This window comes from Vallicoccus soli (assembly GCF_003594885.1).
GTDB lineage: Bacteria > Actinomycetota > Actinomycetes > Motilibacterales > Motilibacteraceae > Vallicoccus > Vallicoccus soli.
Genome location: NZ_QZEZ01000012.1, coordinates 1 through 23,538, shown reverse-complemented (window position 1 = coordinate 23,538; position 23,538 = coordinate 1). Strand labels below are relative to the sequence as shown.

23 protein-coding genes, 3 tRNA genes and 1 pseudogene are annotated in these 23,538 nt (G+C 77.7%); 17 read left to right on the top strand and 10 right to left on the bottom strand.

Translation table 11 applies throughout. The annotated features are described in order from the left end of the window. Positions 1–7 precede the first annotated feature (7 nt). From cobJ to D5H78_RS18055, 4 genes and pseudogenes are all read left to right on the top strand, one after another. Complete coding sequence (gene cobJ, locus D5H78_RS18070; protein ID WP_119951903.1) at positions 8–1,687, top strand: precorrin-3B C(17)-methyltransferase; 1,680 nt, start codon at positions 8–10, stop codon at positions 1,685–1,687. Then, on the top strand, positions 1,672–1,878 hold the full coding sequence (locus D5H78_RS18065) for an ATP-binding protein (protein WP_119951902.1): 207 nt from the start codon (positions 1,672–1,674) through the stop codon (positions 1,876–1,878). Before cobJ ends, D5H78_RS18065 begins: the two co-directional genes overlap by 16 nt. After that, on the top strand, positions 1,875–2,462 hold the full coding sequence (locus D5H78_RS18060) for a precorrin-8X methylmutase (RefSeq protein ID WP_119951901.1): 588 nt from the start codon (positions 1,875–1,877) through the stop codon (positions 2,460–2,462). Before D5H78_RS18065 ends, D5H78_RS18060 begins: the two co-directional genes overlap by 4 nt. Beyond that, positions 2,459–3,394 (top strand): annotated as a pseudogene (locus D5H78_RS18055) (sirohydrochlorin chelatase); the annotation flags it as partial. The gene D5H78_RS18060 and the pseudogene D5H78_RS18055, both read left to right, overlap by 4 nt. Before the next feature lie 68 nt (positions 3,395–3,462). On the opposite strand, the gene D5H78_RS18050 reads toward D5H78_RS18055, so the two are convergent. Beyond that, positions 3,463–4,383 (bottom strand): endonuclease/exonuclease/phosphatase family protein, encoded by a 921-nt coding sequence (locus D5H78_RS18050; protein ID WP_218566783.1) that lies wholly within the window; start codon positions 4,381–4,383, stop codon positions 3,463–3,465. A gap of 203 nt (positions 4,384–4,586) precedes the next feature. On the opposite strand from D5H78_RS18050, the gene D5H78_RS18045 reads away from it, so the two are divergent. Further along, positions 4,587–5,537, top strand: a complete 951-nt coding sequence (locus D5H78_RS18045; protein WP_119951900.1) for a UDP-glucuronic acid decarboxylase family protein — start codon at positions 4,587–4,589, stop codon at positions 5,535–5,537. Between the two features lie 31 nt (positions 5,538–5,568). Here D5H78_RS18045 and D5H78_RS18040 read toward each other — a convergent pair whose 3' ends face one another. Then, complete coding sequence (locus D5H78_RS18040) at positions 5,569–7,446, bottom strand: putative bifunctional diguanylate cyclase/phosphodiesterase (RefSeq protein ID WP_119951899.1); 1,878 nt, start codon at positions 7,444–7,446, stop codon at positions 5,569–5,571. 56 nt (positions 7,447–7,502) lie between these two features. Here D5H78_RS18040 and D5H78_RS18035 point away from each other — a divergent pair, with 56 nt between their 5' ends. Next, positions 7,503–7,919: a PaaI family thioesterase gene (locus D5H78_RS18035; RefSeq protein WP_218566782.1), complete on the top strand. Its 417-nt coding sequence runs from the start codon at positions 7,503–7,505 to the stop codon at positions 7,917–7,919. Between the two features lie 65 nt (positions 7,920–7,984). Beyond that, on the top strand, positions 7,985–8,878 hold the full coding sequence (locus D5H78_RS18030; protein WP_218566781.1) for a GGDEF domain-containing protein: 894 nt from the start codon (positions 7,985–7,987) through the stop codon (positions 8,876–8,878). 56 nt (positions 8,879–8,934) lie between these two features. Here D5H78_RS18030 and D5H78_RS18025 read toward each other — a convergent pair. Then, positions 8,935–9,008 (bottom strand) — tRNA-Phe (locus D5H78_RS18025). Positions 9,009–9,110: 102 nt separating this feature from the next. Between D5H78_RS18025 and D5H78_RS18020 the strand changes: the two genes are divergently transcribed. After that, positions 9,111–9,722, top strand: coding sequence for a hypothetical protein (locus tag D5H78_RS18020; protein ID WP_218566780.1), 612 nt, complete (start codon positions 9,111–9,113; stop codon positions 9,720–9,722). Further along, a complete protein-coding gene (locus D5H78_RS18015; protein WP_245941706.1) occupies positions 9,719–10,054 on the top strand; it encodes a CDGSH iron-sulfur domain-containing protein in 336 nt (111 codons plus the stop codon). Before D5H78_RS18020 ends, D5H78_RS18015 begins: the two co-directional genes overlap by 4 nt. Before the next feature lie 3 nt (positions 10,055–10,057). On the opposite strand, the gene D5H78_RS18010 is transcribed toward D5H78_RS18015, so the two are convergent. The 4 genes from D5H78_RS18010 to D5H78_RS17995 all read right to left on the bottom strand — a co-directional run bounded on the left by D5H78_RS18010 (position 10,058) and on the right by D5H78_RS17995 (position 13,087). Further along, positions 10,058–11,062, bottom strand: coding sequence for an iron-containing redox enzyme family protein (locus tag D5H78_RS18010; protein ID WP_119951898.1), 1,005 nt, complete (start codon positions 11,060–11,062; stop codon positions 10,058–10,060). 144 nt (positions 11,063–11,206) lie between these two features. Continuing rightward, positions 11,207–11,281 (bottom strand) — tRNA-Asp (locus D5H78_RS18005). A 39-nt stretch (positions 11,282–11,320) separates the two neighbouring features. Next, a tRNA-Glu gene (locus tag D5H78_RS18000) sits at positions 11,321–11,393 on the bottom strand. 113 nt (positions 11,394–11,506) lie between these two features. Continuing rightward, positions 11,507–13,087, bottom strand: a complete 1,581-nt coding sequence (locus tag D5H78_RS17995) for a metallophosphoesterase family protein (RefSeq protein WP_119951897.1) — start codon at positions 13,085–13,087, stop codon at positions 11,507–11,509. Between the two features lie 123 nt (positions 13,088–13,210). Between D5H78_RS17995 and D5H78_RS17990 the strand changes: the two genes are divergently transcribed. Both D5H78_RS17990 and D5H78_RS17985 read left to right on the top strand, forming a co-directional pair. Further along, the gene (locus D5H78_RS17990) at positions 13,211–13,561 is read left to right on the top strand and encodes a metallopeptidase family protein (RefSeq protein ID WP_119951896.1); all 351 of its coding nucleotides are present in this window, start codon (positions 13,211–13,213) and stop codon (positions 13,559–13,561) included. A 102-nt stretch (positions 13,562–13,663) separates the two neighbouring features. Continuing rightward, on the top strand, positions 13,664–14,188 hold the full coding sequence (locus D5H78_RS17985; RefSeq protein ID WP_119951895.1) for a hypothetical protein: 525 nt from the start codon (positions 13,664–13,666) through the stop codon (positions 14,186–14,188). Positions 14,189–14,288: 100 nt separating this feature from the next. On the opposite strand, the gene D5H78_RS17980 is transcribed toward D5H78_RS17985, so the two are convergent. Continuing rightward, on the bottom strand, positions 14,289–14,957 hold the full coding sequence (locus D5H78_RS17980) for a response regulator transcription factor (RefSeq protein ID WP_119951894.1): 669 nt from the start codon (positions 14,955–14,957) through the stop codon (positions 14,289–14,291). On the opposite strand from D5H78_RS17980, the gene D5H78_RS17975 reads away from it, so the two are divergent. The 5 genes from D5H78_RS17975 (at position 14,916) to D5H78_RS17955 (ending at position 19,999) form a co-directional block, all read left to right on the top strand. Next, entirely contained in the window at positions 14,916–15,725 is an 810-nt protein-coding gene (locus D5H78_RS17975; protein ID WP_119951959.1) for a sensor histidine kinase, read from the top strand. The two genes, D5H78_RS17980 and D5H78_RS17975, sit on opposite strands and share 42 nt — an antisense overlap. 139 nt (positions 15,726–15,864) lie before the next feature. Further along, on the top strand, positions 15,865–16,725 hold the full coding sequence (locus D5H78_RS17970) for a manganese catalase (protein WP_119951893.1): 861 nt from the start codon (positions 15,865–15,867) through the stop codon (positions 16,723–16,725). Between the two features lie 76 nt (positions 16,726–16,801). Continuing rightward, complete coding sequence (locus D5H78_RS17965; RefSeq protein ID WP_165865794.1) at positions 16,802–17,926, top strand: putative manganese transporter; 1,125 nt, start codon at positions 16,802–16,804, stop codon at positions 17,924–17,926. A 34-nt stretch (positions 17,927–17,960) separates the two neighbouring features. Continuing rightward, positions 17,961–18,221: a hypothetical protein gene (locus tag D5H78_RS17960; protein ID WP_165865793.1), complete on the top strand. Its 261-nt coding sequence runs from the start codon at positions 17,961–17,963 to the stop codon at positions 18,219–18,221. A gap of 242 nt (positions 18,222–18,463) precedes the next feature. Next, the gene (locus tag D5H78_RS17955; RefSeq protein WP_119951891.1) at positions 18,464–19,999 is read left to right on the top strand and encodes a gamma-glutamyltransferase; all 1,536 of its coding nucleotides are present in this window, start codon (positions 18,464–18,466) and stop codon (positions 19,997–19,999) included. On the opposite strand, the gene D5H78_RS17950 is transcribed toward D5H78_RS17955, so the two are convergent. Next, positions 19,996–21,120: an NAD(P)/FAD-dependent oxidoreductase gene (locus D5H78_RS17950; protein ID WP_119951890.1), complete on the bottom strand. Its 1,125-nt coding sequence runs from the start codon at positions 21,118–21,120 to the stop codon at positions 19,996–19,998. The genes D5H78_RS17955 and D5H78_RS17950 overlap by 4 nt on opposite strands. 28 nt (positions 21,121–21,148) lie before the next feature. Further along, positions 21,149–22,252: an FUSC family protein gene (locus D5H78_RS17945; protein WP_119951889.1), complete on the bottom strand. Its 1,104-nt coding sequence runs from the start codon at positions 22,250–22,252 to the stop codon at positions 21,149–21,151. 131 nt (positions 22,253–22,383) lie between these two features. Here D5H78_RS17945 and D5H78_RS17940 point away from each other — a divergent pair. Then, the coding region (locus D5H78_RS17940; protein ID WP_133412094.1) for a methyl-accepting chemotaxis protein at positions 22,384–23,538 on the top strand (1,155 nt) is incomplete at its 3' end.

The window sequence follows — 23,538 nt, the reverse complement described above, 5'->3', positions numbered from 1 at the left end:
TGTCCCCGTGATCGGCCTCGTCGCGCTGACGGCCGCCGGCCGCCAGGCGGCCTCGGAGCTGGCGTCGGCGTGGCCGGGACGCACGCGCCTCTACGAGGGCCCGGCCACCGAGGCCCTGCCGCGGGCCTTCGCGGAGAGCACCCGCGTCGTCGCGTTCTGCGCGACCGGGGTCGCGGTGCGCATCCTGGGCTCGCAGGTGGGCGCCAAGGACGAGGACCCCGGCGTGGTCTGCGTCGACGAGGCGCGCCAGTGGGCCGTGGCCCTCGTCGGGGGGCACGCCGGCGGGGCGAACGTGCTGGCCCGGCAGGTCAGCGCGGTCCTGGGCTGCCGCCCCGTGGTCACCACGGGCTCCGACGCCGTCGGCGTGCCCGGCCTGGACCAGCTCGGCTGGCCGGTCGAGGGCGCCGTGAGCAGGGTGGGGCGGGCGGTGCTCGACGGCGCCCCGGTGCGCCTCGAGACCGACGCGGCCTGGCCCCTGCCCGCGCTGCCCCCCAACGTCCGCGAGGACGCGCCGGGCGCCGAGCACGTCCTGCGGGTCACCGACCTCGACCTGCACGGCGACGCCGGCACCGCGCTGCTGCGCCCGCCCAGCCTCGTCGTGGGCGTCGGCAGCAGCCGGGGCGTCACCCCCGACGAGGTGGGCTCGCTCGTCGACACCGCCCTGGCCGACGCCGGGCTGAGCCCGGCGAGCGTCACGCACGTCGCGACCGTCGAGGCCAAGGCCGACGAGGAGGGCATCCTCGAGGCCGCCCGGCGGCGCGGCTGGGACGTCCTCGTGCACAGCGCCGAGGACCTCGCGCAGGTCGAGGTGCCGAACCCGTCCGAGGTGGTCCGCGGCGCGGTCGGCACCCCGAGCGTGGCCGAGGCCGCCGCCCTCCTGGGCGGCGGCGAGCTGGTCGTCCCCAAGCGCGCCACCTCGGCCGCGACGGTCGCCGTCGTGCGCCGCCCGCCGCGCGGGCGGCTCGCGCTCGTCGGGCTCGGGCCCGGCGCGCGCGACCTGCTCGCCCCGCGGGCGGTCGAGGAGCTGCGGCGCGCGTCGGTCGTCGTCGGGCTCGACCAGTACGTCGAGCAGGTCCGCGACCTCCTGCGCCCCGGCACCACCGTGCTCGCCTCCGGCCTCGGCCAGGAGGAGGAGCGGGCCCGCACCGCCGTGGAGCACGCCCGGGCCGGGCGGGCCGTGGCGCTGATCGGCTCGGGCGACGCCGGGATCTACGCGATGGCCTCCCCGTCGCTGGAGATCGTCGGCGAGGACGTCGACGTCGTGGGCGTCCCGGGCATCACGGCGGCGCTCGCCGCCAGCGCCCTGCTCGGGGCCCCGCTCGGGCACGACCACGCGATGGTCAGCCTCTCCGACCTGCACACGCCCTGGGACGCCATCGAGCACCGGGTCCGCGCGGTGGCCGAGGGCGACCTCGTCGTCACCTTCTACAACCCGCGCAGCCGCGACCGCGACTGGCAGCTGCCGAAGGCGCTCGCCATCCTGTCGGCCCACCGCCCGCCGACCACCCCGGTCGGCGTGGTGCGCAACGCGAGCCGCGAGGGTGAGCAGGTCCTGCTCACCACGCTGGCCGACCTCGACCCGGCGGTCGTGGACATGCTCAGCGTCGTCGTCGTCGGCAGCACGAACACCCGCCTGCACGGCGGTCGCATGGTCACCCCCCGCGGCTACCGGTGGATGCCCGCGTGAGCGCCCCCGTCGCCGTCGCCGGGTGCCAGGGCTGCGGCGCCTGCCTCCTGACCTGCCCCGAGCACGCCCTGCTGCCCGTGCCGGCCGAGGACGGCGGGCCGCTCCTCGTGCGCGAGGAGCGGTGCACCGGGTGCGGCGAGTGCGTCGAGGTCTGCCCCGTCGACGCGCTGTCCCTGGTGGGCGCGGCGTGACGCGCACCGTCCACCCGATCGAGCAGGAGTCGTACGCCATCCTCCGCGCGCGCGCCGACCTGTCCGCCCTCGCGCCGCTGTCCCGGGCCGTGGTCGAGCGGGTCGTGCACGCGAGCGCCGACCTCGACTACGTCGACGACCTCGTCCTCGACGAGCCGGCGCTGGACGCGGCGCACGCAGCGCTGCGGGCCGGGGCGCCGGTGGTCGCCGACGTCGAGATGGTCGCCGCGGGGATCACCCGTCGCGAGGTCGTGTGCCGGGTGCGCGACCCCCGCGCCGCCGACCTCGCGCGCGGCGCCGGCCTGACCCGCTCGGCCGCCGCGGTCCGCCTCGCCCTCGACGAGGTCGGGCCCGGCGCCGTCTGGGTCGTCGGCTGCGCGCCCACCGCGCTCGTGGAGCTCCTCGCGCTCGACGCCCGCCCGGCCCTCGTCGTCGGGCTGCCGGTGGGCTTCGTCGGCGCCGCCGAGTCCAAGGCCGCGCTGCGCGCGAGCGGCCTGCCCGCGGTCAGCAACGCCTCGGAGAAGGGCGGCTCCGCCGTCGCCGCCGCCGCCCTCAACGCCCTGCTCTACGCGGAGGTCCCGTGAGCACCAGCCCCCTGCCCCTGCTCGTCGTCGGCCACGGCACCCGCAGCGCCGCGGGGGTGGAGCAGTTCGCGGCCCTCGTGGCGCGGGCCGGGCGCCGGCTGGCCGCCGAGGGCGTGGACGTCGCGGGCGGCTTCATCGAGCTGGCGCCGCCACCGGTCAACGTGGCCGTCGCCGACCTGGTCGGGCGGGGCCACCGCGACGTCGTCGCCGTGCCCCTCGTGCTCGTCGCCGCGGGGCACGGCAAGGGCGACATCCCCGGGGCCATGGCCCGCGAGCAGGTGCGCCACCCGGGCCTGCGCTACCGCTACGGCCGCCCGCTCGGCCCGCACCCGGCGCTGCACGACGTGCTCACCCGCCGGGTCGACGAGGCGCTCGCGGGCGACGACCGCGACGGCACCGCCGTCGTGCTCGTCGGGCGCGGCTCGAGCGACCCGGACGCCAACGCCGAGGTCGCCAAGGTCGCGCGCCTGCAGTGGGAGGGCCGGGGCTACGCGATGGTGGAGCCGTCCTTCGTCTCGCTCGCGCACCCGTCGGTGCCGGAGGCGCTGGAGCGCGTACGCCTCCTCGGCGCCCGCCGCGTCGTCGTCGCGCCGTACTTCCTCTTCCCCGGCGTGCTGCCGGACCGGATCGTCGAGCAGTCGCGGGCCTTCGCGCAGGCCCACCCCGGCCTCGACGTGCGGGTGGCCGACGTGCTCGGCGACACCGACGACCTCGCGGGCCTCGTCGTCGAGCGCTACCGCGAGGCGCTGCTCGGCGACATCCGGATGAACTGCGACACCTGCGTCTACCGCATCGCGATGCCGGGCTTCGAGGACAAGGTCGGGCGGGCCCAGACCCCCCACGACCACCCCGACGACCCGACGCACGCGCACGGCCACCACGGGCACGGCCACGGGCACTCCCACGACCACCACGAGCACGCCCACGCCCACCCCTGACCGCCCGGCCCCCCCGCCGCGACCCTGCGCGGGGGGCGGGGGGGGCGGGGCCGGCCCGCGGCTCAGCCGCGGCGCCCGAGGCCCACCTCCGCGCCGGGGAGCGCGAGGTCGGCGACGACCGGCCGGTGGTCCGAGCCCTCGGTCGCGAGGACGGCCGCGGTGCGGGCCACGACGTCGCCGCTGTGCATGACGTAGTCGATGCGCGCCGTCGGGTCCTCCGCGGGCAGCGTGTACCCGTCCCCGACGCCCGCCTCGGCCCATGCGTCGACGAGGTCCTCGAGCAGCGCGTCGATCTCCGGCGTGCCCGGGCGCGCGTTGAGGTCGCCGACGACGACGACCGACTCGTCCGGCGTCCCGATGACCTCCTTGAGCGCGGCGACCTGGAGCAGCCGCTCCTGCTGGCTGTCGTGCTGCAGGTGCGTGCCGAAGACCCGCAGCGGCACCCCGCGGACGTTGACGAGCACCTCGAGCACGCCGCGCTGCTCGCGGCCCCCGGTCCGCGGCAGCAGGGTGTTGCGCGCCTCGAGGATCGGCCGGTCGCTGAGCACGGCGGTGCCGTACTGGCGGCGGGGCTGGCCCGGCTGCAGCGGGTCGAGGTCGAGGTTGGCGCCGTACGCGACGTGCATCCGCAGCATCCGCGCGAGCTCGGCCGCCTGGTCGCGGAACCCGCTGCGCTCGCCCCAGTGCCGGTCGACCTCCTGCAGGCCGACCACGTCCGCGCCCGTGGCACGGACCTCGCGGGCGATGCGCTCGAGGTCCAGCCGCCCGTCGACGCCGACCCCGTGGTGGATGTTGTACGACGCCACCACCACCGCGCGGTCCGGCGCCTGCGGGCCGCGCGCACCCGCCGGGTCGGCGGCCCGGGCTGCCCGGGCGCCGGGGGCGGCGGGCGCGGCGGCCGCGGGCGCCGCCAGCGGCGCGGCGAGCGCGAGCAGGGCCGCGGCGGCGGGCAGGGCGAGGAGTCGGGCGGCGCGCAGGCGCACGGGTGGCTCCCAGGGGGTCGTACGGGTGCGGACGGCCCCACCCTGGGCACCGCCGGTGACGCGCTGTGCAGCGCCGGTCGACGGGCGGGTGTCGGGACGGCGTACCCCGGGCGCGCGCGGGCGCAGGAGGGGTGGAGCGCCCGGAGCGGGGCAGGACCAGCAGCGGTGCCGCCGGGAGGGCGGGGGACGGTAGGAGGGCGCAGGTGGCGGAGCGCGCGGTGGTCACGGGCGGGGCGGGCTTCCTGGGCTCGCACCTGTGCGAGCGGCTGCTCGACGAGGGCATGGAGGTCGTCTGCCTCGACAACTTCCTCACCGGCGACCCGGGCAACGTGGCCCACCTCGCCGAGCGGGGGCCGTTCCGGCTGCTGCGCAGCGACGTCACCGACTACGTCCACGTGCCCGGCCGGGTGGACCACGTCCTGCACTTCGCGTCGCCCGCGAGCCCGGTCGACTACCTCGAGCTGCCCATCCAGACGATGAAGGTCGGCTCGGTCGGCACCCTGCACGCGCTCGGCCTGGCGATGGAGAAGGGCGCCCGGTTCGTCCTGGCCAGCACGAGCGAGGCGTACGGCGACCCGCAGGTCCACCCCCAGCCGGAGTCGTACTGGGGCCACGTCAACCCGGTCGGCCCGCGGGGGGTCTACGACGAGGCGAAGCGCTTCGCCGAGGCGCTGACCATGGCGTACCGGAGCCACCACGGCGTCGACACCGGCATCGTGCGGATCTTCAACACCCACGGGCCCCGCATGCGGCCGCACGACGGCCGGGCGGTGCCGGCGTTCGTCGGGCAGGCGCTGCGCGGCGAGCCGCTGACCGTCGCGGGCGACGGCTCGCAGACCCGCTCCATCCAGTACGTCGACGACCTCGTCGAGGGGGTCGTGCGGATGCTGCGCAGCGGGCACCCCGGCCCGGTCAACCTCGGCAACCCGCACGAGGTCACGGTGCTCGAGCTCGCCGAGACGGTCCGCGACCTCGTGGGCTCGCGGAGCACGGTGCGGTACGTCCCCCGCCCGCAGGACGACCCGGCCGTGCGCCGGCCGGACATCACCCTGGCCCGCGAGGTGCTGGGCTGGGAGCCGGTGGTCGGCCTCGAGGACGGGCTCAAGCGCACCATCGCCTGGTTCCAGCAGCTCCCGCCCGGGCAGGTCGGCTGACCCGCACGGCCCCCGCCCGGCGCGGGCCGGGTCAGGGGAGCGGGGACGCGGCCGCCGCCTCGCGCGCGCGCAGCCACAGCGGCAGCGCCGCGGGGTCGAGCGGAGGGGCGAAGAGGTAGCCCTGCAGGGTGTCGTACCCGATGCGCCGCAGCTCCTCGGCGGTCTCCTCGTCCTCCACGCCCTCGGCGACGGTGACGAGCCCGAGCCGGTGGGCGAGCTCGAGCACCGAGGTGGCGATGGCCGCGTCCGCGGGGCGGGTCAGCAGGCCCGAGACGAAGCGCGCGTCGAGCTTGAGCTCGTCGAGCGGCAGCTCGCTGAGCATGGCGAGCGAGGTGTAGCCCGTGCCGAAGTCGTCCACCGACACCGCGACGCCGAGCTCGCGCAGCTGGCCGAGGACGAGCGCGGCCCGCTCGGGGCGCCGCAGCACCGTCGTCTCGGTGATCTCCAGGCGCAGGGCGGACGGCGGCAGGCCGTGCTCGGCGAGGACGGAGCGCAGCTGCGGGACCAGCGCGCCGCCGTGGAGCACCCGGGTGCTGACGTTCACCGACACCTCGAGGTCGAGGCCCTGGTCGCGCCACGCCCGGCACTGGCGCGCGGCCTCGGCCAGCACCCAGTCGGTGAGGTCGACGATGGTGTCGGTCCGCTCGGCGAGCTCCACGAACGAGGCGGGGGACAGGAGCCCGAGCCGGGGGTGCTGCCAGCGCACGAGCGCCTCGAGCCCGCGCAGCCGGCCCGTGGCCGCCTCGCACTGCGGCTGGTAGCGCAGGCGCAGCTCCCCGCGCTCCCCGGCGCCGCGCAGCTCGGCCAGCAGGAGCATGTCGGTGGCCGAGGCGGTGTCCGGGGCGGGCTGCCAGACCTGCACGCCGAGCCCCTGCGCCTTCGCCTCGAGGACGGCCCGCTCGGCGCGGCGCAGCAGGGTCTCCGCGGTGCGCCCGTGCTGCGGGGCCAGCACGCACCCGACGCTCGTCTCGAGCGTGACGTCCACGTCGCGCACCCGGTACGGCCCCGCCACGGCCGTGCGCAGGCGCTCGGCGAGGGCGGCGGCCCACTCCGCGCCGGTGAGCCCGGTGCGCGGCAGGGCCCGCGAGGGGCGCGCGGCGAGGACGAACTCGTCGCCGGCCAGCCGGGCGACGAGCAGCGGCTCGACGGGCAGTTGCAGCAGGGCGCGCGCGACGCCGGACAGCACGTCGTCGCCGTGCCGGTGCCCGAAGGCGTCGTTGACGTCGCGGAAGCGGTCGACGGAGACGACGAGCACCGCGAGCGGGCCCGCGCCCTCGTCCTCGGTCCGGGCGAGCTCCCGCTCGAGCGCGGGCGGCAGGCCGCGGCCGTCGAGCAGGGTGGTCACCGGGTCGGTGATGAGCCCGAGCGCGCGCGCCGCGGCCACCCGCGCGGTGACCAGGGTGACCGCGCCGACGGCCGAGGTGGTGACGACGGCGAGCAGCACGGCGGTCGCCGGCGGGTGGGCGGCGCTGCCGGCGGCGGCGAGGCCGGCCACCCCCAGGGCGGCGTACGCGGCCGTGGCCCGCGGGCTGAAGAACGTGGCGGCGAAGAGGGTGGTCCAGACGAGGTACGTCCCGTACGCCGCGCCCACCGGTCCGTCCCCGCCGGTCGCGACGAGCAGGCAGGGCGACACCACGCCCGCGGTGCAGGCCACGTGGCAGGCGACCCGGCTCAGCGGGCGCGGTCGCACGGCGAGCACGAGCGTGACGAGGAGCATCGCCGCGGCCAGCCCGGCCATGACCGCGCGGGACTGGCCGAGGTCGGGCAGGGCCAGACCCAGGAGCAGGGCCGCGGCGCCGACGCCGTGGTAGAGGCGCACCACCTGCGTCGCGCTCAGCGCGAGGTCGACCGCCGCCCGGTGGCGCGCGCGCAGCGCGGGCCGGCGCGGGGCGGGGGCAGGGGTGGTCACCGTCCTGCTGTCGGCAGCGCGGGCGCCGGGCTTGAGCCGGCGCTAGGGTCCTGCGGGTGACCGGCACCCCCGCGCCGCCCGCGCTCACCGGCGGCCTGTTCGACCTGCTCGGCCTGGAGATGCCCGAGGCGTCCGGCGACCGGGTGGTCGTGCGCTGGACGGTGGGCCCCGAGCACCTGCAGCCCGTCGGGCTGCTGCACGGCGGGGTGCACTGCGCCGTGGTCGAGACGGCGGCCAGCGTCGGGGCGGCGCTGTGGCTCGGTGACCGCGGCTCGGTCGTCGGCGTGTCCAACAGCACCGACTTCTTCCGCGCGGCCCGCGAGGGCACGGCGCTGACGGCGACGGCCGCGCCCCTGCACCGCGGGCGCAGCCAGCAGGTGTGGGCGGTCGAGGTCGTCGACGAGCACGGGCGGCGGGTGGCGCGCGGGCAGGTGCGCCTGCAGAACCTCGACGGCGCGGACCGCGCCGGCTGACACCGCTCAGGTCCGTGGGGGGCCGGCCGAGACGGACGGCGTACCCGAGCGGAGGGGGGCCGGTCGTGGACGAGCGGACGTGCGAGGTGCACGACGCGGTGGGGTGCCTCGGCACGGCGATCGTCGCGACGACGACCGCGCTGGTGTGCGTCATCGGCGAGCGCGGCGAGATCGTGCTGCTCAACCCGGCGCTGGAGCGCGCCACCGGCTGGTCGACCGCCGAGGTCGCCGGCCGGCCGTTCGTCGACGTGCTCGCGGTGCCGCACGAGCGGCACCTGGCCGCCGACGCCATCGCGCGCGCCCTGGCGACCGGCGACGCGCCGCCGCAGGAGGGCGACTGGCTGGACCGCTGGGGCGGGCACCGGCGGGTGGCGATGCAGAACAGCGTCCTGCGCGACGCGCGGGGCCGCCCGCGCGCGATGGTCTGCGTCGGGGCCGACGTGTCCGCGCAGCGCGCGGCCGAGGCCCTGCTGCGCGAGCGCGCGGAGAGCGACGTCCTCACCGGCCTGCGCAACCGCGCCGCGCTGCTGCGCGCCCTCGAGGAGGGCCTGGCCTGCGGTGCCGGCGCGACGGTGCTCTTCTGCGACCTGGACGGCTTCAAGGCCGCCAACGACACGCACGGGCACCACGTCGGCGACGCGCTGCTGCGCGACGTCGCACGGCGCCTGCTCGACGCCACGACGCCCCAGGACCTGGTGGCCCGCTACGGCGGCGACGAGTTCGTGGTCCTGCGCCCCGGGGCCGACGAGGCGGGGGCCTCGGCGCTGCGGGACCGGCTCGAGGCGGCGCTCGAGCCGCCGCACGCCACGACGCACGGGCTCGTCCGGCTCGGCGCCAGCATCGGCGTCGCGATCGGGGGCGCCGGCGCCGCGGCCGAGGAGCTGCTCGCCGCCGCGGACCGGCACATGTACGGGGTGAAGACGCACCGCCGCCGGCGGGGCGATCGCCGGGCGGCCTGAAGCGTCCACCGGGGCGGGCAGGGCGCCGGCCCGCGCGGTGCGCGGGCCGGGAGGGGTGGGCAGGGGCGGGGTCGAACCGCCGACCTTCCGCTTTTCAGGCGGACGCTCGTACCAACTGAGCTACCTGCCCCGGCGGGCCGGGGCCCGTCGGCGATGCGCAGGTCCCCCTGCGATCGGGAGCGAGTGTAGCCCACGCCCCGCCGGCGCCGGCCGCGCCGTAGCCTCGAGCGCCGTGGAGCACCCGCGCCCCGGCGTCCCCGGCGTCCCCGGCGTCCCCGCCGTCCCTGGCGACCCGGACGCCGTCCGGCAGGACGTGGAGGTGCTGCACCTGCTCGTCGCGGCCCGGCACGCGTACGAGGGCCGCCCGGCCGACGGGCCGTCGGCCCCGCCGCCGCAGGACCTGGACCGGGTCGAGGTCGTCGCGGGGAAGGGGCTGCGCGGGGACCGCTACTTCGCCCGGCCCGCGCACGCGCGCGCCTCGGTGACCCTGCTCGCGGTCGAGGACCTCGAGGCCGTGGCCCGCGACCTGGGGCTGGCCGAGCCGCCCGACCCGGCCCTGCTGCGGCGCAACGTGGTGCTGCGCGGCGCCGACGTCGACGCGCTGCGCGGCCACGACGTGGAGCTCGACTGCGGCGAGGGCCCGGTGCTGCTGCGCTGCGGGCGCCCGGCGAACCCCTGCGCGTGGATGGACGTCGTGCTCGCCCCCGGCGCCTTCCGGGCGCTGCGCGGGCGCGGCGGCGTGCGGGCGGCGCCCCTCACGTCCGGAGCGCTGCGCCGCGGCCCGGCCCGGCTCCGGGTGCTCGGGGTTTCCCCGGCGGGGGCCCCGGGCACGCACCCGCGGTGAGCACCGTGCCCGCCCGCAGGGGCGACGAGGACGAGCGGGTCGACGCCGTCGAGGTCGTCGAGGTCGTCGACCTGCGCGAGCGTCCCGCCGACCTGACCGGCCTGCCCGACCTGCCCCGCGACGAGGTGACCATCACCCCGTACCGCGACGGGCCGCTCGTCGTGCGCGGGGACTTCCGGATCGTCGACCAGGACGGGGTCGAGCTCGACCCGGGGCGCGCGACGGTGGCGCTGTGCCGCTGCGGGCGCTCCGCCCTCAAGCCCTTCTGCGACGGCTCGCACAAGGCGGCGCGCTTCCGCTCCGGGGAGAGCACGCACCGCCGCGGCGCCTGAGGCTCAGGCCGCGGCGGCCGCCGCCTCCCAGGGCCCGACGAGGGCCTGCGCGAAGCGGCCCTCCACCGCGACGAGCGACGCGGCGCCGAAGAGCACGTCGGCGTAGCGCTGCGGGTCCTCGCCCACGAAGCCGCCGCACATGTCGACCGCCGCGAGCTGCTCGTGCACCGCGTCCGCCTCCACGTGCTCGTCGTAGAAGAACGTCGCGTCCTCGCCGTACCCGAGCCGGCGCAGGGCGTTGGCGAAGCGGCGGCACGGCGCGCTGGAGTCCATCTCGACGCCCGCGAGGTGCCCGAGGAGCGCGCCGCGCCAGCGCCGGTGCAGCCCGAAGTACGTGATGAGGTTGTTCGTCGCGAGGGTGGCGGGCGTGGCCAGCGGCCAGTACGCCCCGTACGTCGTGTCGAGGCCGAACGCGCGCATCGTGCGGGCGAAGAGCACGCTGTGCATCCGCTCGTAGCGCCCGCCGCCGTACTCGTCGGCCTGGATCTCGATGAGCGCGGCCTTGGCCGGTCCGGTGATCCGCGGGATGGCCCAGGTGTGCGGGTCGGCCTCGCGCAGCTGGTAGACCGAGCGTTGGCGCAGCATCTCGCGGAACTGCTCCTCGTCGGCGTGGCGCATGACCCAGCGCGACAGCGACGGGCCCGCGGTGAGGCGCGGGTGCTCGAGGACGTCGCGCAGGGCGACGTCGACGGGGACGCCCGCGCGCACCTGCGCCGCGTCGCCCACCTCGGCGCGCAGCCCCTCCTCGAACCGCCGCTCCAGCCCCGCCCGCACCCCGAGCAGGCCCGGGTCCCACTCCCAGTGGTCGCCGACGCCCTCGAAGCCGCTGTAGTGGGGCTCGTACGCGACCGCCAGCGCCAGCTGCAGGTCGCCGTCGCCGAGCGGGTCCTCGACGGCGGCCGCGAGCCCGCGCAGCCGCTCGACGGTGGCGGGGTCGAGGGGCGCGTCGTCGCGCAGGTGGTCGACGAGCGCGGCGGAGATCGTGCCGCGCGGGTCCGGCAGTCGCATGGGTGCCCTTCCGAGGTCGTTCCGACCTGCCGGGCGTTCCCGCTGGCGAGCGGTCGAACCGCGCCACGGGTTGTGCGACCGGGCGACCGGTCCCCCGTACGCGCGGAGGGCGCCGGCCTCGTGGCCGACGCCCTCCGCGTCCTGCGGTCCCGACGGGATTTGAACCCGCGGCCTCCACCTTGACAGGGTGGCGAGCACTCCAAACTGCTCCACGGGACCCCGTGGTCGTGCTGGTCCTGCCGGTCGAGCTGTCCTGCGTGCCCCCAACGGGATTCGAACCCGTGCTGCCGCCTTGAAAGGGCGGTGTCCTGGGCCGCTAGACGATGAGGGCGTGGGCCCGCCGTCTCCCGAGCCCGTCGGGGACGTGGAGAGCATAGGGGACGAGGGCCCCGACCACCAAAGCGGTGGCCCGGCTCCTCCCGCGGGAGGCGCCCGTGCGGGCGCTCACCGCGGTGCCGGCGCGGGCGCCGGCGTCTGCGCGGGCGGGGCGGCGGGCGGCGTCGCCCCGGGCGTGGAGACCGTGCTGCCCTCGGCCTCGTCCGCCTCGGTGACCACGTGCCGGTCGATCTCCGCCGACGTCAGCCCGAGCCCGCCCATGTCGATGTCGTCCCACGCCTGCAGGTCGCCGGTCGCGGGGTCGAAGTACAGGACGCTCAGCTGGATCGGCGTCGGGTCCTCGCCCTCGAGGCCGCGCAGCCCGGCGCCGCCGGTGGAGCCCTGCTCGAAGAGCAGCGTCCCGCCGTCGAGCGCGCGCACCTCCCGCTCGTGCCCGTGCCCGGCCAGGACCAGCGGCACCAGCCCGTCCAGCGGGGCGGCCGCCTCGGGGTCGTGGACGAGCGCGACGTCGACGGGCTCGCCGTCCTCGGCCGCGTCCCGCAGCGACTCCGCCAGCCGCTCGCCGCTGGCCTCCACCGTGGGCGCCGGGTCCTGGTCGCGCGTGGTCTTGTCGGGGGTGAAGCGGGGGTCGCCGATGCCCGCGATCCGCAGGCCCGCCAGCTCGACCACCTGCCCCTCGCGCAGCACCGTGGTGTTCGCCTGCGCCTCCACCGCCGCCTCGGTGGTCACCGAGTCGTGGTTGCCGCGGATGAAGACGTACGGCGTGCCCAGGTCACCGACGAGCGCCGCGAAGCGGCCCTCGGCCGACGAGCCGTGGTCGGTGAGGTCGCCGGTGTCGATGATGAGGTCGACCTGGAACTGCTCGCTCACCGACGCGATGACGTCGAAGGCCACCGGGTTGAGGTGGATGTCGCTGACCGACAGGACCCGCACCGTGTCGTCCGAGGCCGCGTACGCCGGCAGGGTGGACGCCACGTCGTAGAGCTGGGTCACGTTCGTGACCAGCTGGGCCAGCTGCTGGCCGTACTTCCCGACGTCCGCGACGATGTCCTCCGCCGACCCGACCACCGTGGGTGCGAGCGTCAGCAGGCCCTCGTACCGCGGCTGGGCGATGGCGCGGGGGTCGAAGGTGGCCGCGGCGACGCCGCCGCTCGCCGCGAGCACCGCGACCGTCGTCCCCGCGCCGACCAGCGCCCGGCGCGGCCGCCGCAGGACGAGCAGCACCGCGAGCGCCGCGCCGAGGGCGGCGACCACCGCCACCCGGACCACGAGCGCGCGCACGGCATCGCGCACGTCCGCGACGATGCGGGCCTCGATGCCGGTGAGGCGGCTGGGGTCCTGCACGATGCGCTGGGCGGCGACCGGGTCGACGCCGACCACCTGCACGTCGAGGCGGAGCGGGCCCGCGTGGGTGTCCAGGGTGACCGACCCGAGCGGGGGCACGCGCAGCAGCGTCTCGCCCTGCAGCGCGGGGCGGACGGCGAGCCGTGCCTCGACGGGGCCGACGTCGGCCGTGGAGGTGCCGGCCGCGAGGACCCCCAGCCAGGCGCCGAGCAGCGCCACGACGACCACGGCCGCCCAGCGGACGGGGCCCGAGCGCCGGGCGCGCCCCGCGCCCCGGCGCGCCGCGGCCAGGAGCGCGCGGGCATCCCGCGGCCCCGTGACCGGTCCGCCCGCCGTCGTCGCCATCGTGCTGCTCCTGCCCCCTGCGTCCGCTCCTGCAACGTCCGCGGGGCCGCGTCCGTCCCACCTCCCGGTGGGGTGCGGGCCGGGGCGCGGGCGCCCGCGGCGGCAGGGCGGCAGACTGGCCGCGTGCTGGAGGTCGACGACGCCGAGTTCGACGGGCTGGTCGCGGACGCCCTCGACCAGATCCCGCCGGAGCTGGCGCGCCTGCTCGACAACGTGGTCGTCCTCGTCGAGGACGAGGCCCCGCCGGAGGACCCGGACCTGCTGGGGCTCTACGAGGGCACGCCGCTCACGGAGCGCGGCGAGTGGTACTCGGGGGTCCTGCCCGACCGCATCCTGCTCTTCCGGCGCAACCTGCTGGCGATGTGCGAGGACCGGGACGAGCTGGTCGAGGAGGTGCTCGTCACGGTGGTGCACGAGGTCGCCCACCACTTCGGCATCGACGACGACCGGCTGCACGCGCTGGGCTGGGGCTGAGACCCCCGTCGCCGGCGGCACGTCCCCCCAGCCCCCAGCCCCCGGTCCCCGGCCCCCTGCGCGAGCCCGCCGTCGACGGCCGCGGTGGCCTACCCTTCCTCCATGGAGGAGATGCTGGGCCTGGCCCTCGTGCTCTTCGTCGTCGCCGCGTGCGCCCTGGGCACCGGCGTCGCGGTCCTCGTCCTCGTCGCGCGCCGGCTGGTCCTGGCGGCGTCCGAGGGCCTGGGCGACCTCACCCTGCGGGCGGCCTCGTACGGCGTGGGCCGGCGCCCGAGCGTCGGGCGGCTGCGCCTGGCGCTGCGGACCGAGCTCGACGCGGCCCGCCGGGCCGTGGCGGCCGCCCGCGAGCAGGGCCTGCCGCTCGGCGACGCCCCCGCCCTCGTCGGCCGGCTCCAGAGCGCGGCCCGCGAGCTCGACGCGCGGCTGCGCACCCTCGGCCGCGAGCCCGACGCCGACGTCGTGCGGCGCGCGCTGCCCGGGCTGCGCGCCGAGGTGGAGGTCGTGACCCGCTCGGCGGCCGACCTGCGCGGCGCCCTCCTGGCGAGCGGCAGCGCCGTGCAGGCGGAGGAGCTGCGCGCGCTCGGCGACGCCTGCGCCCTCGAGTCCCGGGCCCTGCGCACCCGCTGACGCCCCTGGCCCCCCGGGGCCGTCCCCGCTGCTGCGGGTTTCGGTCGGGCGCCAGGGGCCATCCCGCCCCGGACCGGCCGGGAGGGGTGGGATGCACGACCTACGCAGGGGCGCCGTCCCCGTCGAGCAGCCCGGTGCGCCCCGCGAGGGCGGCCGCCTCGGCACGGGTCGCCACGTGCAGGCGGCGCAGCAGCGCGGCGGTGAAGCGCTTGACGGTGCGCTCGGAGACGTGCAGCTCGGCGGCGATGTCGACCGTGCTCCGGCCCGCGGCCACGAGCCGCCACAGGCGCAGCTCGTCCTGGCTCAAGTTGCTGACCACGCTCGCGGGGGCGCTGCCGCTGCGGCGCTGCAGCAGCGCGGTGAGCAGCGGCGCGGGCAGCACCGACCACCCCTCGACGACGGCGAGCAGCGGCGGGACCAGGTCCTCCGGCTCGGCGGTCTTCGGCAGGTACCCCTCGGCACCGGCCTCGAGGGCGGAGAGCGCGAGCTCCTGGTCATCGGTGCCCGACATCGCGACCACCCGGACGCGGGGGTCCGCGCGGCGGACGGCCGCGATGGCCCGTACGCCGCCCGGGGCCGGCATGTGCAGGTCGACCACCGCGACGTCCGGCGCGGTCCGGCGCACCAGCCCGGCGGCCGCGGCCGCGTCGTCGGTGGTGCCGACGACCCGGATGCGCCCGTCGCTCACCGACGGCAGCAGGATCTCCAGCCCCCGCAGGAACAGCGGGTGGTCGTCCACCAGCAGCACGCCGAGCCCCTCGACGAGCACGTCCCACCTCCTCGACGCCGGCGCGCGCCGGCTGCGGTCGACCCCCTTCCCGCGGACCCCGGCCTGACTCCCCCCGCGGGGCACGCGTCACCGGGCCCGGGGGCCGACGGCGCCGCGCTGCTCGTGGTGCGCGCGCTGTGCCACGAGCTGCGCACGCCGGTGGCCTCGCTGGCGGGCATCACCCGGCGGCTGCGCCAGGACCTCGGCCCGCGGGCGGGCGCCGGCGCGTCGGCGGAGACGGGGGAGCTGGCCGAGCTCGCCGAGGCCAACGCCCGCGCGCTGCAGGCGCTGCTGCGCCAGGCGCACGACCTGCTGGCCACCGAGCACTGCGGGGCGCCGGAGCTGCGCCCGCTCGCCGACGTGGTGCGCGAGGCGGTGGGCTGCGCCGACGTCGAGCACGGCCGGGTGGCCGTGCGGGTCAGCCGGGCGGCCGGGCGGGTCCCGGTGGACGGCCTCCGGGCGGCCCGGGTGGTCGCCAACCTCGTCGAGAACTCCCAGCGGCACGGGCCCGCGACGGGGGCCATCGAGGTGACGGCGCGCCTGCGCCGCGGCGGCGGGCTCGCGCTGCAGGTCCGGGACGGGGGGCGCCTGACCCCTCAGCTGCGCGAGCACCTCGAGAGCGACGAGCCGCCGGCCGGCTGGCGCGGGCTGGGCCTGTGGATCGCCCGCCGCCTCACGCTCGCGATGGGCGGCTCGATGGGTGCGCGCGACCGCGGGGGGCTCGCGCTGTGGGTGCACCTCCCGGTCGCCGGCGCCGTCGTCGGATAGCGCGTTCCTCGTCGAGCCGCGACAAGGGCCCCGCGGGGACGCTCCCTGGCACGAGCGGGCCAGCGGGGCCGGGGATGCAGGGGGTGCCGGGGCAGACGCACCGGCGACCGCTTGACGACGAGGCCCCCGGAGGTCACCTGTGTTCAGCCACGTCCAGGACCTGCAGTTCGAGGCCAAGCCCGACGGCCCGGACCCCGCCTTCGCCCGCCGGTTCCAGGAGGTCCTGGGCGGCAAGTGGGGCGAGATGACGGTCGCGATGCAGTACCTCTACCAGGGGTGGAACACGCGGCTCCCCGGCAAGTACAAGGACATGCTCCTCGACATCGGGACCGAGGAGCTCGCCCACGTCGAGATGATCGTCACGATGATCGACCGCCTGCTCGACGCGGCGCCGCTCTCGCTCGACGACGCCAAGACCGACACGCTCAAGGCGCAGTACGCCCACTCCAACCCGCAGCACCCCATCCACAACGGCAACGCCGCGTCGCCCATGGACTCGATGGGCAACCCCTGGAACGGCCTGTTCGTCACGGCCAGCGGCAACCTCTACGCCGACTTCCACCTCAACGCCACCGCCGAGATGCAGGGCCGGCTCCAGGTGGCGCGCCTGTGGCACATGACCGACGACCCGGGCGTCAAGGAGCTCCTCAAGTTCCTCATCACCCGCGACCACATGCACCAGATGCAGTGGCTGCGCGCCATCGAGGAGCTGCAGGCCGACGGGCTCGACGGCGTCCCGGTGCCGGAGGCCTTCGACCTCGAGAACGAGATCGACGAGTTCGCCGCGCTCTACGTGCACGCGAGCGACGGCGACAAGGCCACGGAGGGTCGCTGGGCGCAGGGCCAGTCCTTCGACGGCCGCCACCAGGTCACCGTGCAGGAGACGCCGGAGGCGTACGGCTCCCGCCCGACCCTGCCCCCGGGCGACCCGCGCCTCTACAGCACGCCCCCCATGGACGCCAAGGGGATGATCCAGACCATCAAGGAGAAGCTCACCTGACGGTCCCACCCCGCACGGCCCGGGCGCGCCGCACGACGCGCCCGGGCCGGGAGGCCCCGCCAGGGAGGTGATCCTCGTGCCGACCGACCTCGTCCTGCTCCCGCTGGCCGACTCCTTCCACGAGGTGGGGCTGCCTGTCCTCGTCCTCGTCGCGCTGTTCGGCTGGGCGCGCCTGCGGCACGGGGACCGGCTGACGGAGTGGCTGCTGCGCCACGCGCGGCTCGGCCCCGCCGTGGGGGCCGTCCTCGGCGCCGTGCCCGGCTGCGGCGCGGAGATCGTGCTCGTGACGCTGCTCCTGCGCCGCGCCGTGTCCTACGGCACCGTCGTCGCGGCCGTCGTCGCCACCATGGGCGACTCGGCGTGGGTGCTCATCGCCGCCGACCCCGTGCTCGCCCTCCAGGTGCACTCGGTGCTCCTCGTCGCGGGTGTCCTCACCGGGTACGCCGTCGACGCCGCCCGCTACGTGCCAACGCTCCCGGGCGACCCGGAGCCCGCGCCCCCCATCCCGGTCGGCGCCGCCCTCGGGCGGACCCTGTCGCCGGCGCTGGGTGCCGCGCCGGCCCGCCCTGCCCTGCGCCTGTCGGCGCTGAGCGTCGACGAGCTGGGGGCCCCCGTGGCGGCGCTCTGGCTGCTCGTCCCCGCCGGCCTGGTCGTCGGCCTCCCGGTGGTCATGGCGCAGGCGGACCTGTCACCCCTGACCCGGGCGCTGGGCGGGGTCGACCCGTACCTCGTCACCGGCGTCGCCGGGACCCTCGCGGCGCTGTGGGTGCTGGTCGCCGGTCGTGGCGGAGAGCGTTGTCCCGACGCGCACGCACCGGTCGACCTGAGCGGCGTCCTGCGGGGCGCGGCACGCGAGGCGGCCCTCGTGACGGCGTGCGTGGCCGTGGCCACCACCGGGTGGTCCCTGCTCGTGGCCGCGACCGGGTTCGACGCCGCGGACCTCGCCCTCGTCGGGCTGGTCGGTGTGGGCGTCGGCGCCCTCGTCGGGCTCGTGCCGGGCTGCGCCCTGCAGATCGTCTTCACCGGCCTGTTCGTCTCCGGCGCGGTGCCGCTGTCGACCCTGCTCGCCAACGCCGTGAGCCAGGACGGCGACGCGCTGTTCCCGATGCTCGCCCGAGCCCCCCGCGCCGCCATGGCCACCTCGGCGCTGACAACCCTGCCCGCGCTCGCGGTCGGCGGCGTCGCCCTCCTCGTCCTCTGATCCCGCCGTCCCCCGCACGACCCCGGAGGTCCCCGTGTCGCTCCACCCGCCCGTCGCCGCCGCCCGCCCCGCGCCGCTGCACCGCGACCGCGTCGAGCGCGCGGTGTGCGGCCCCCTCGACGAGCGCCGCCCCGGCCTCGCCCACGCCCTGCTGCTCGCCGTGTACGCCCTCGCCCTCGTCGCCGCGGTGACCGCCGGCGGTGCCGGCCACGTCGTCGCCGCCGTCGCCCTCGGGGCGGTGCTCGTGCTGCGCGAGGCCGGCTGCCGCGTCGCCCGCCGGGGCGCCACCGCCTGAGCGCGGCCCCATGAGGGTGCCCCTCAGGCGCCCCGACGCTTGAGGGTGCCCCTCAGCAGGCTCGACTCTGCTGAGGGTGCCCCTCAGGCGCACCCGACGCATGAGGGTGCCCCTCAGGCGCCCCCGACGCTTGAGGGTGCCCCTCAGCAGGCTCGACTCTGCTGAGGGTGCCCCTCAGGGGACCGCGCCGCCTGGGGGTGCCCCTCATGGCGCAGCCCGGGCGCTTGAGAGGATCGCGCCCCATGGGCACGGGTGCGGCGGTGGCCGCGAGCGACGCGCTGGCGGCGGCGGCGGGCGCCCGCCTGGCCGCGCAGGGCGGCAACGCCGTGGACGCTGCGCTCGCCGCGGTGCTCGTCGCGATGGTGTGCGAGCCCGGCATCTGCGCGCTCGCGGGCGGTGCCTTCGTCACGGTGGCGCCGGCCGACGGGCCGTCGGTCACGGTGGACGGCAACGTCGAGATGCCCGGGCGGGGCAAGCCGGCCGAGGCGTTCGGCCGCGGCGCCTTCGACGTCACGACGGCGTACGGCGGCGGCCTCACCACGACGATCGGCCACGGGTCGGTGGCGACGCCCGGCGCGCTGGCGGCGCTGGGGGAGGCGCACCGCCGCTACGGCCGCGCCCCCTGGCGCGAGGTCGTCGCACCGGTCCTCGAGGCGGTCGAGGAGGGCTTCCCGCTGGGCGGGGCGTCGGCGTACTACCTGGGCTTCGTCCGCGAGCCGGTCTTCGGCTGGCACCCCGACAGCCGCCGGGCGCTGCACCACGCGGACGGCTCGCCGGTCGTCGAGGGCGAGCGCCTGCGCATCGCGCACCTGGCCGACTCGCTGCACCAGGTGTCCGAGGAGGGGCCGGGCACCCTCTACACCGGCGGGCTCGCCGAGCTCGTCGCCGCCGACATGGCCGCGCACGACGGCCTGCTCGGGGCGGCCGACCTCGCCGCGTACGAGCCGGCGGTGTCGCCGACGCTCGACGTCCGGGTGGGGGACTGGGACGTCGCGACCAACCCTCCGCCGGCCATCGGCGGGGTGTCGCTCGCCGCGATGCTGGCGCTGCTCGACGGCCGGCCGCGCGGGGACTGGACGCCGCAGGACCGGCTGCGCCTCGCGGCGGTCCAGGAGGCCGTCCTCACCCACCGCGTGAGGCACCTCGACGCCGCCGAGGACCGCACGGCCGCCGCCCTAGCCCTGCTCGACCTGCTGCCCGGCGGTGTGGAGGCGGTGCGCGGGAGCGGGTCGACGGTCCACGTGTCGGTCGTGGACGCCGAGGGCGGGGCGTGCGCGGTGACGGCGTCGGCGGGCTACGGCTCGGGCGTGATGACCCCCGGTACGGGCCTCTGGCTCAACAACTGCCTCGGAGAGCCGGAGCTCAACCGGCGCGGCTTCCACGGCTGGTCCCCGGGACAGCGCTTGCCCTCGAACATGGCGCCGACGGTGGCGCGCCACCCCGACGGGTCGGTCCTCGCGATCGGGTCGCCCGGTGCCGACCGCATCACCACGGCGCTCACGCAGGCGGTGGCCGGGTTCATGGGCGGCCTGCCGCTCGACACGGCGATCGCGCTGCCCCGCCTGCACGTGCAGCCCGGGCCGGACGGGACGGTCCTGCACGTCGAGCGCGACCTCGACCTGCCCGAGGCGGCGGGCCTCACGGCCCGGGTACGGGTGCACGACCCGCGGTCGATGTTCTTCGGCGGCGTGCAGGCCGCGCTGCGCCGCGGCGACGGCTCCCTGCAGGCGGCGGCCGACCCGCGCCGCGACGCCGCGGTGGCGGTCGTCGAGCCCTAGCCGGGGACGAGCGCCCGCAGCGTCCCGCCGAGCACCCGCGGCGTGAGCGTGCCGCCGCCGAGGCCGAGCTCGACGAGGTCGTCGAAGGCGCGGCCGTCGCGCCCCGACGCGGCGAGGCCCGCGGCGAGGAGCCGGGGCCGCGCGACGATCCGGGCGGCGAGGGCGGTGTGGCGCAGGTGCCGGCCGAGCGCGCGGTCCAACGACCGCCGGTACGCCCGCCCCGGGTCGCCCGGCCGCACCGCCGCGGCGCCGGCGAGGGCGCCGGAGAGCACCGCGTAGTAGATCCCCTCGCCCGTGACGGGGTTGACGAGCGACAGCGCGTCGCCGGCGAGCAGCACCGGGCCGTCCGGCTGGCGCGGCCGGTGCGACGAGAGGGGCAGGTGGTGCGCGCGCCAGTCCCGTCCGCCGGCCCCGGCGCCGGGCAGGAGCCGCTCGAGCCCGTCGAGCAGCCCCTGGCGCGTGGGCGCGGGCCCCGTCCCGAGGACCGTGCCGTACCCGACGTTGGCCCGCCCGTCGCCGACGGGGAACGACCACGCGTACGTCGGCCCCGCACCGGGGCCGAAGGCGATGACCTGCGCGTCGGGGGCATCGGCCGCCACCGGCGCGTACCCCCGCAGCGCCAGCGCGACCCGGCCCGGCTCGCCCGCGCCGACGAGCCGGCGTACGACGGAGTGCGCCCCGTCGGCCCCCACGACGGCGCGGGCCGCCACCTCGCCGTCGACGAGGACGCGCCCGACCTCGCGCACCAGGGACCGGACCCGCCGGCGCTCCAGCACCGCGCCGCGGGCGGTCGCCGCGGCGACGAGGCGGGCGTCGAGGACGCGGCGGGGTACGACGTGGGCCGGGCGCGCCATCCGACCGGCGACCGGCGCGCCCGCGGGCGGCGCGAGCCGGAGCCCCGCGACGGGCCGGTAGCCGTCCACGACCCCGTGCACGCCCAGCCGGGCGAGGACGTCGAGCGCGTGCGGGGCGATCCCGTCGCCGCACGGCTTGTCGCGGGGGAAGTCCGCGCGGTCGAGCAGGAGGACCCGGGCGCGGGGGCGGGCCGTCAGCGCGCCGAGCGCGGCCGCGCTGCCCGCGGGGCCGGCTCCGACGACGACGAGGTCCCACACCCGCCCCATCCTGGCGGGCGCCGCCGCCCTGCGCCCCTCAGGTCCGCGGGAGCGCCCGGCGGGCGGTCTCGTGGTCGAGCCCGGTCGCCTCCAGCAGGTCGACGACGAGGGGGCGCACGAGCAGCACGAGGGCCGTCCCCGCCAGGTCCTCGCGCCACGGCCCGCCCGCACCGAGCCGGGCCGCGGTGCGCTCCAGGCGTGGGCGGGTCGCCCAGCCCGCGGGGCGGGGGACGTCGACCGCCGCCATGACCCGTACGGCGTCCGCGAGGTCCGCGACGGCGGCCGCCACCTCGGGGCGGGGCCGGCCGTCCTCCGCCGCGCTCACGGCGCGCCGCGCCAGGACCCGCGCGTTGCGCACGGCGAGGTCGGCGTGGCCGGCGAGGACGGCGAGCCGCGCCACCTCCGCGCGGTGCCGCCGGCGCCGGGGCGCGAGGCGGGTGACCTCGCGGCCGCCGCGCACCGCGGCCTGCGCCGCGTCGACGAGCGGCTGGGTCGCGCGGCTGCGCTCCAGCGCGGCCTCGGCGGCGGCCGCGTCGGCGCGGCGCAGCGCGTCCGCGACGAGCCCGAGCACGGCGGCGAGCTCGTCGAGCAGGGCGCGCAGGCGGCGCCGTACGAGCCGGCGCGGGTCCGCGGGCAGCAGGACCGCGACGAGCAGGGCGACCGCGCCGCCGACGAACGCGTCCTGCCACCGCGCGAACGGGCTGCCCGCGGTCGGCGGCAGGCCGACGACGAGCAAGGACTGGACCCCCGCCTGCGTGACGACGAGGTTCCCGCCGTCGAGCAGGACGGCGACGAGCACGGTCGTGGACAGGACCACCGCGAGCTGCACGGGGCCGCTGCCGAAGGTGAGGACGAACGCGTCCCCGACGAGCACGCCCAGCGTCACCCCCGCCGCGAGCTCGGCCACCCGGCGCAGGCGCCGCTCGTCGGTGAGGCCGAGGCAGACGAAGGCGGCCACGCCCGCGAAGAACGGGTACGGGTGCCCCAGCAGCTGCTGCGCGAGGCCGTACGCCAGCGCGGCCCCCACCGCGCCCTGCAGGGCCGGCCAGACGGCCGTACGGGCCCGGTCGGTGCCGGCGGCCGCCCGACCGCGCAGGACCGCCCCGCCGCGGCGGGCTGCGGGCGCGGGACCGGGGGGCACGGCGGCACGGTAGCGCGCGGGTGGCGGCGCCCCGGGGTCCGGACCTGGCGACGATCAAGGTCCGTGAGGTGGCTGCCGATGGGTCCGGTGGACGGCCCCGACCCAGCGGGCCCTGCACAAGGAGAACCACCGTGGCAAGCACCGACGGCTCCCGCCGGCGCCCCCGCCTGGACGACCTCGGCGCGAACGTCAAGATCCTCGGCTCCATCGCCGTGGCCGGCCTCGTCGCGCTGCTCGTCGGGGTCGTCGGGCTGACCGCGCTCGGCTCGACGAACCACGCGACCCAGCAGCTCTACACGGAGAACTTCACGGGCCTCGACGAGGCCGCCAAGCTCCGCCGCCTCACCGTGCAGATGCGGCTGGACGCCGTGAACCACGCCATCAGCCCTGACCAGGCGACCATGGACTCGTACCGGAGCAAGATCGACGAGAGCGTCGCGTCCATCCAGGAGGGCGTCGACGGCTACGCGGCGAGCCACGACCTCAGCGCGGACCAGCAGGCGGGGGTGGACGAGTACCGCGAGGGGCTGGCGGCCTACCTCGACGTCCTGCGCAACGAGATGCTCCCGGCGAGCGAGGCCAACGACATCCCCCGCTTCACCCAGCTGCGGGACGAGAAGGCCCGGCCGCAGGCGGACAAGATGATGGCCGCGCTGGACGTCCTGGTGCAGGGCGAGCAGGAGTCCGGGGCGGAGGCGGTGCAGAGCGCCCAGGAGTCGTTCGACAGCAGCCGGACGACGGTCGTGGCGATGCTCGTCGTCGGCATCGCGGCGGCGCTCGGTCTCGGCTTCGTCGTGGCGCGCGGCATCGTCTCGCGGCTGCGCAAGGTGCAGGCGCAGTCCGAGGCGCTCGCCGGCGGCGACCTGACCCACGTGTCCGGGGTCGCCTCCCGCGACGAGGTCGGCCGGGTCGGCCAGGCCCTCGACCAGGCGGTCGACGGACTGCGCACCCTCGTCACCTCGATCCACTCCTCGTCCCAGGCGCTGTCCGCGGCGGCGGAGGAGATGTCGGTGACCTCGCAGCAGATCGCGTCCTCCGCGGACGACTCGGCCCGCCAGGCGGACCGGGTGTCGGCCGCGGCCGAGCAGGTGACCCGCAACGTGCAGACGGTGGCGACGGGCTCGGAGGAGATGGGCGCGTCGATCCGCGAGATCGCGCACAACGCCAACGAGGCCGCGCGCGTCGCGGCCCAGGCGGTGGGCGTGGCCGAGTCGACGAACGGCACCGTGGCGAAGCTGGGCGAGTCGTCGGTGGAGATCGGGAACGTGGTCAAGGTGATCACCTCG